This is a genomic window from Streptomyces africanus (genome assembly GCF_002150735.1).
In the GTDB taxonomy this organism is placed as follows: Bacteria; Actinomycetota; Actinomycetes; order Streptomycetales; family Streptomycetaceae; genus Streptomyces; species Streptomyces africanus.
Window position 1 is genome coordinate 1 of sequence record NZ_MUKA01000006.1, and the last position, 6,892, is coordinate 6,892.

A 6,892-nucleotide genomic window follows, 5' to 3' on the forward strand; every position below is an offset into this window, starting at 1 on the left:
CCTGGTCACCCGCACCAGCGGATGGTCCAGCAGGCCGCTGCCGCTGGTGCGGGTGACCAGGTCCTGCGCGGTGCCGTGCCAGTGCCGTTCGTGCTGCCACGCGTAGGCGGGCAGGTCGACCACCCGGCCGGGGCGGGGGAAGTGGTGCCGCCAGTCGGTCGCGGTGTCGGCGGTGAGTACGGCGGCGACGGCCGCCGCGGTCTCGCGGAGGCCGTCCCCGTCGCGGTGCAGGGTGGGGACGCAGATGGCGCCGGTGTGGCGCAGATAGGGGCGCAGCACCGGGTGCGGTCCGATCTCGACCAGGACGCCGGCGTGTTCGGTGGCGAGGTGGGCGGCGGCCTCGGCGAACCGTACGGGCTCACGGACGTTGCGCCACCAGTACGCGGCGTCGAGTTCGGGCCCGTCCAGCGGGGTGCCGGCGACGGTGGAGACGAACGGGATGCGGGCCGGGGCGGGTTGGAGGCCGTCGAGGGCGTCGAGCAGCGGCTTCCTGATGGGGTCCATGACCCGGCTGTGGAAGGCGTAGTCGAGGTCCAGCTCACGGAAGAAGACGCCGCGGCCGGTCAGTTCGGCTCCCCAGGCCGCGAGCGCGTCGGCGTCCCCGGCGACGGTCACGTCCCGGTCGCTGTTGATCCCCGCGATCTCCAGTGCGCCGTCGTGGCGGAGGAGTTCCTCGCGTGCCTGTGCCTCGGGCAGGCCGACGGCGGCCATCCGGCCCCGGCCCGCCGTGGCGCCCTGGGTGCGGCTGCGTTCGGCGATCACCAACGCGGCCTGTTCCAGAGTGAGGACCCCGGCGGCGAGGGCGGCGGCGACCTCGCCGACGCTGTGTCCGGTCACCGCCCGTGGGTGCACCCCGTGCGAGGCCAGCAACGCGGTGAGGCCCACCTGCACGGCGAAGAGGGCGGGCTGGGCCACCTCGGTGCGCTGCCATTTCCGGGGGGAGGGGTGGGCCAGTTCCTTGGCCACCGACCAGCCCAGGTGGGGTGCCAGGGCCGCGTCGGCCTCCTGGACGGCCCCGCGGAAGACCGGTTCGCCCCGCAGCAGGTCGGCGGCCATGCCCGGCCACTGGGAGGCGTTGCCGGAGAACACGAACGCGGTCCCGTCCCGCTCGCCGGCGCGCACGATGGCCCCGCTCGCGGGTTCCGCGGCCGTCAGACGGTCCAACTGCCGGGCGGCCTCTTGCGGGTCGGCGGCCAGTACGGCGGCACGGTGCGGGTGCGCGGTGCGCCGTAGGGTGCTGGTATGGGCCACGTCGTAGAAGTCCGCCGGCTCGGCGTTGCGCAGGCGCTCCGCCATACGGACGGTCATCTGCTTCAGCGCCTTGGCGGACCGGGCGGAGACGACGAGTGGCAGCGGGCGCCCGTCCGGCACCGGGTTCGTCTCGGGCCTGCGGGCGGCGGGCGGCTGGACGACGACGGCGTGGGCGTTGGCTCCGCCGAAGCCGAAGGCGCTCACTCCGACGGCCGCCCTCTGCCCCGGGTCCAGCTGGACGGGGACGGGGGCGACGGCGGGGGCCAGTCCCAGGCCGTCGAAGTCGATGCGGGGGTTGAGGGGAAGGGCGTGCAGGGACGCCGGTACCAGCCGGTGGCGCAGGACCAGGATCGCCTTGAGCAGGCCGGCCATGCCGGCGGCGGGTTCCAGGTGGCCGATGTTCGTCTTCACCGAGCCGATCGGCAGCGGTCCGCGGCTGCGGCGCCGGCCCAGGGCCCGGCCGATGGCCTCGGCCTCCGCCGGGTCACCGGCCTGGGTGCCGGTGCCGTGGGCCTCGACGTACACCAGGTCGTCCGCTTCGATCGCGGCCTCCGCGTAGACCGTGTGCAGCAGCGCCTCCTGGGTCTCGGCGCTGGGCACGATCATTCCGGTGCTGCGGCCGTCGGTGTTGTTGCCGGTGGCGGCCAGTACGGCGTGGACGCGGTCGCCGTCCGCCATCGCGTCCGTGAGGCGCTTGAGGACGAGCACCGCACCGCCCTCCGCGCGGACGAACCCGTCGGCGTCGGCGGAGAACGCCGCGCAGCGTCCGCGGCGCGACAGCATCCCCGCGTAGGAGAATCCGGCGAAGGAGTGGGGGCTGGACAGCACGTTGACGCCGCCGACCAGGGCGACGCGGCCCGGGCCCTCGCGCAGGGTGCGGCAGGCCCGGTCCAGGGCGACCAGGGCGGAGGAGCAGGCCGTGTCCACGGCCATGCTCGGCCCGCGCAGATCGAAGGCGTACGACATCCGGTTCGCGGTGAGGGACAGGGTGGCGCCGGGCATGGTGTGCGGGCTGGTGTGGTCCTGCATCATGGACAGGTTCACGCCGTATCCGGGGTCGGAGACGCCCACATACACGCAGGTGTCCGACCCGGCCAGTGACTCGGCGGGAATGGCGGCGTCGTCCAGTGCCTCGGCGGCCATCTCCAGCAGCAGCCGCTGTTGCGGGTCGATGTGCCGGGCCTCCGCGGGTGACATGCCGAAGTAGGCGGCGTCGAACGAGGCGACGTCCTGGAGAAAGCCGCCGGCGGCGGTGTAGCTGCGGCCTGGCCGCACGCCTCCCGGGTCGACGGTCCGGTCGCGGGGCAGCCGGTCGGCGGGCATCTCACCGACCATGTCGCGCCCGTCGCGCAGCACGGCCCACAGGCCGTCCAGGTCGGTGATGCCTCCGGGAAGCCGGCACCCCACGCCCACGACCGCCACGGCCCGTTCAAGCTGCTGCATCGCCAAGTCTCCGCCCCTTCACGCCGATCACTGGCCTTCGTGCGGATTGAAGAGGACGGAGCGGGCGACGAGTGGAAGAATCCCGGACACAGCACTCGTTATAGTGAATGTCATAACAGATGCGCCATGCCGGTTTCGCAACAGCTACGGTGACCCGGTGCCCGAAGCCATCCGTGCCCGTATCGCCGCCGTCTCCGCTCATCTTCCGTCCCGTTACCGGACCTTGGACGAAACCCGCGTCAAGATCATCGAGACGGGTGGCTACGCCCCGCCGCCTGGTCTGCTGGAGGATCTCACCGGTGTGCGCGGGGTCCATGTCCACGAGGACGGCGAGAACTCCTCCGACCTCGCTGTGGCGGCCGCCCGCAGCGCGCTCGATGAAGCCGGTCTGAAGATCGGCGACGTGGACCTGCTGCTGTTCGCCTCGACCTCGCAGGACCTGATCGAACCCGCGACCGCCCACCTCGTGGCCACCAAACTGGGCGCCTCCTGCCCGGTGTTCGACGTCAAGAACGCCTGCAACAGCTTTCTCAACGGCATGGAGGTGGCCGCGTCGTTCATCGAGACCGGCCGCTACCGCACGGTCCTCATCACCTGCGGTGAACCAGCCACCCTGGCCACCCGCTGGCACCTCCCCGCCCGAGAGGACCTGCTCAGGGCACTGCCCGGCTACACAGCCTCCGACGCCGGTGCCGCGATGGTGCTCACCGCCGGCCCCGCGGGTGACGGGGACCCCGGCATCCTGTCCCTCCGGTTCGTCAGCAACTCCCCCGCCTGGGAGGCCTGCACGGTGGCCGGCGGCGGAAGCATGCACCACCTCTCCGTCCACGACGACCACACCACCCTGCGCCTGAACGGGGACCTGCGGCAGAGCGCGCTCGACGTACTCCCCCGGATCATGGACACCGTTGGGGACGAGCTCCGGGCGGCGCAGGCCGGCGCCTTCTCCTTCATCGCCTTCCACCAGATCGCCATGCCGCAGTACCGCGAGGTGATCGACATCTTCTCCCTGCCCGAGGACCGGTGCATGCCAGCAGTGGCCGAGCACGGGAACTGCGCGGCGGCCTCCCTGCCCCTGCAACTGGCCAAGGCGCGGGAGGCCGACCGCATCGAGAGCGGTGATCTGGTGGCGATGATCGGTCTGGCCAGTGGTTTCAGCTTCGGTCTGGCGCTCGTCCGGTGGTGACCGCACGAGCCGGGCACGCCCCGGCGCCGGATTCCGCCGCACTGGAACGGCTGATGCCGGGCTACCCCGCGCCCCGGCACTGGCGGCGGGTGCCCGTCACCGGCCAGCACTACCTCGACCTCGGCTCCGGGCGGCCGGTGCTGTTCCTGCACGGCAACCCGTCGTGGAGCTACGTCTGGCGCAAGCTGCTGCACCGGCTCGCCCCGCACGCCCGCTGTCTGGCCCCCGACCTGCCGGGCTTCGGGCTGTCCCGGCATCTGCGGCCGGCTGACGGGGTACCCGACCCCTACGAGGCCCAGCTGGACGGCCTGGACAGCCTCCACCGTCACCTGGTGCGGAACGAGGGCCTGCCCGAGCGGGGCTGGACGTTCGTCCTGCACGACTGGGGCGGCCCGCTCGGAACCGCCTGGGCGCTGCGCAATCCGGGCGTCGTGGCCCGGCTGGTCGTCTGCAACACCGTGGCCTTCCCCTTCCCGGACGGTTTCCGGCTGCCGTTCTACCTGCGCTGGATCCGTGACCACCGGCCGGTCGCCGCCCTCGTCCACGCCACCAACGCCTTCGCCCGCGTCGCCGTACGGGCCGGAGTCCACCACCCGCTGCTCCCGGCCGAGCGGCGGGCCTACCTGCGCCCCTACGCCCGCCGCGCGGAGCGCCGGGCGGTCACCGACGCCGTACGCGCGATCCCCCGCGGCCCCGCGGACCCCGCCTGGCACCTGCTCGAACCCCCTGGCACCGGGGCCGGCTTGGCGGACCTGCCCCTGCTCGTCGGGTGGGGCATGCGCGATCCCGTGTTCACTCCGGACCTGCTTCAGGAGTGGACGCGCCGATGCCCGCAAGCCGTCATCCACCGCTTCCCCGGCGCCGGGCACTTCGTCATGGAGGACGCCGCGGCCGAACTGGGCGACCACATCCGTGACTTCCTCCAGGGAGCCCCATGACCACGACCGCCGCGGACATCGCCGGGCGCCTGGCCGAGCGGTCCGACGCCGTCGCCCTCGTGGAAAGCCGCAAGGGAACCTCTCGGACGACCCGTCGCGGCGAGCTGGTGCGCCATTGCCGCCGCATCGCCCAGGACCTGCGCGACGCGGGGGTCCGGCCCGGACACAAGGCCGTCGTGATGACCCGTGACGCCCACGATCTGACCGCTGTCTCGTACGCACTGGTCCTTCTCGGCGCCGTACCCGTGCTCATCGAACCGCGCGCCGAGGTGGGCCGCTGCCTTGAGGACATCGCCCCGGACGTCTTCATCGGGGAGCCGCTGGCCCACCTGGGGCGCCGGGCGCTGGGGTGGGGCCGCCCCCACGTCCGGACTGCCCTGGTCACCGGATCCGCGCCGCTCCCCGCCGGACGGCGGCTGGTCACCCGGACGCCGGCCGGCGGTACCTCGCCCCCGCAGGTGCGTGAGCCCGACGGCAACGAGCCGGCCCTCATCGCCTTCACGTCCGGCTCCACGGGACGGCCGAAGGGCGCGGAGTACCGCCACTCCACCCTGGCCGGGCAGCTCGACGCTCTGGCGACACTGATGGACCCGCGGCCCGAGGACGTGCTCCTCGCCGGATTCCTGCCGGTCGCGCTGCTCGGTCCGCTGCTGGGCCTGGCCACCGTCGCCCCGGCGGTGAACCACCTGGCCCCGGCCCGCACCTCGCCGGAGGAAGTCGTCGGGCCCATCCGGGATCACCGGGCGAGCATCGTCCTGGCCTCCCCCGCCGTCCTCACCCTGATCGCCCGTCACTGCGCCCGCCACGGCGTCACCCTGCCCTCGGTCCGGCAGATCCTGTCCTTCGGAGCCCCGCTGCGCGTGGGTCTCGCCGACGCCCTGCGCAAGGCCGTGCCGGACGACGCCGAGATCCTCAGCGTCTACGGCGCCACGGAGGCCCTGCCCGTGTCCGCGATCGGCGACCACGACCTGCGGGCCTCGCGCACCGCGCCGCCCGCCGGGCACGCGGGCACCTGCCTGGGCCGGCCACTGCCCGGCATCCGCGCGCGGATCCTGGACGCCGACGCCACCGGGCTCGGTGAGATCGCCGTCACCGGCCCCACCGTCAGCCCCGCCTACCACGCGCGTCCCGACGCCGACGCCGTCACCAAGAGCGACACCGACCACGGTGTGCTGCACCGCACCGGGGACCTGGGCCGCCTCGACGACGAGGACCGGCTGTGGTTCCTGGGCCGCAAGGCCCACCTGATCACCGGCACCGGCTTCACCCTGACCACCGAGGACATCGAGGCCGCGTCGGACACCGCCCCCGGCATCCGACGCACCGCCCTCGTCGGCGTGGGCACGGCCGTGTGCCAACTGCCCGTGCTCTGCGTGGAACCCCTGCCCTCCACCCCCCGCGCCCGCGCCCTGGAGGTTGTCCGCGCCGTTCTGAAGGACCACCCGGACGGGCACCGCGTCGGCGCCGTGCTGATCCGTACCGCCTTCCCCACCGACCCCCGGCACAACTCCAAGATCGACCGCATGCGACTGGCCGGCTGGGCCGCCAAGCGCCTGCGCGGGAGGCTCCGATGAAGGTACTGGTCACCGGAGGAAGCGGCTTCCTGGGTCTGGAGATCTGCCGTCGGCTGAACGCACGCGGCGACGTCACCTCCTCTCTCAACCGCCGCCCCAGCAGCGCGCTGCAACGACTGGGCGTCCACCAGCACCTGGGCGACCTCGCCGACGCCGACGCGGTCTCCCGCGCCGTCGCCGGGTGCGACGCCGTCATCCACAACGCCGCCCTGGCCGGCGTCAGCGGCCCTCCGCGGCCCTACTGGGCCACCAATGTCGTCGGCACCCGCCATGTGATCGAGCAGTGCCGCGCCCACGACGTGCACACGCTCCTCTACACCTCGACCGCCAGCGTCGTCTTCCGGCCCGGCGGCCTGGAGGGTGTCACCGAGAGCCTTCCCATCGCTCCCCGTCACCTGGCCGCCTACCCCGCCACCAAGGCCCGCGCCGAGGCCCTGGTGCTGGCGGCCCACGGCCCGGAGCTGGCCACCGTCTCGCTGCGCCCGCACATCATCTGGGGG

At 73.4% G+C, this 6,892-nt stretch carries 5 protein-coding genes; 4 read left to right on the top strand and 1 reads right to left on the bottom strand.

Annotated features, from left to right (window positions below):
* A partial coding sequence (locus tag CCL05_RS01480; RefSeq protein ID WP_143589797.1) for a type I polyketide synthase occupies positions 1-2,694 on the bottom strand: 2,694 nt, incomplete at its 3' end.
* A gap of 157 nt (positions 2,695-2,851) precedes the next feature.
* On the opposite strand from CCL05_RS01480, the gene CCL05_RS01485 reads away from it, so the two are divergent.
* From CCL05_RS01485 to CCL05_RS01500, 4 genes are all read left to right on the top strand, one after another.
* Positions 2,852-3,880 (top strand): 3-oxoacyl-ACP synthase III family protein, encoded by a 1,029-nt coding sequence (locus CCL05_RS01485; RefSeq protein ID WP_086558636.1) that lies wholly within the window; start codon positions 2,852-2,854, stop codon positions 3,878-3,880.
* Complete coding sequence (locus CCL05_RS01490; RefSeq protein ID WP_244204118.1) at positions 3,877-4,818, top strand: alpha/beta fold hydrolase; 942 nt, start codon at positions 3,877-3,879, stop codon at positions 4,816-4,818. Before CCL05_RS01485 ends, CCL05_RS01490 begins: the two co-directional genes overlap by 4 nt.
* Positions 4,815-6,392 carry an AMP-binding protein gene (locus CCL05_RS01495; protein ID WP_086558638.1) on the top strand — a complete coding sequence of 526 codons (1,578 nt, stop codon included), beginning with the start codon at positions 4,815-4,817 and terminating at the stop codon, positions 6,390-6,392. Before CCL05_RS01490 ends, CCL05_RS01495 begins: the two co-directional genes overlap by 4 nt.
* Positions 6,389-6,892 (top strand): NAD-dependent epimerase/dehydratase family protein (locus tag CCL05_RS01500; protein ID WP_143589798.1); only part of this gene is annotated, 504 nt, incomplete at its 3' end. The genes CCL05_RS01495 and CCL05_RS01500, both read left to right, overlap by 4 nt.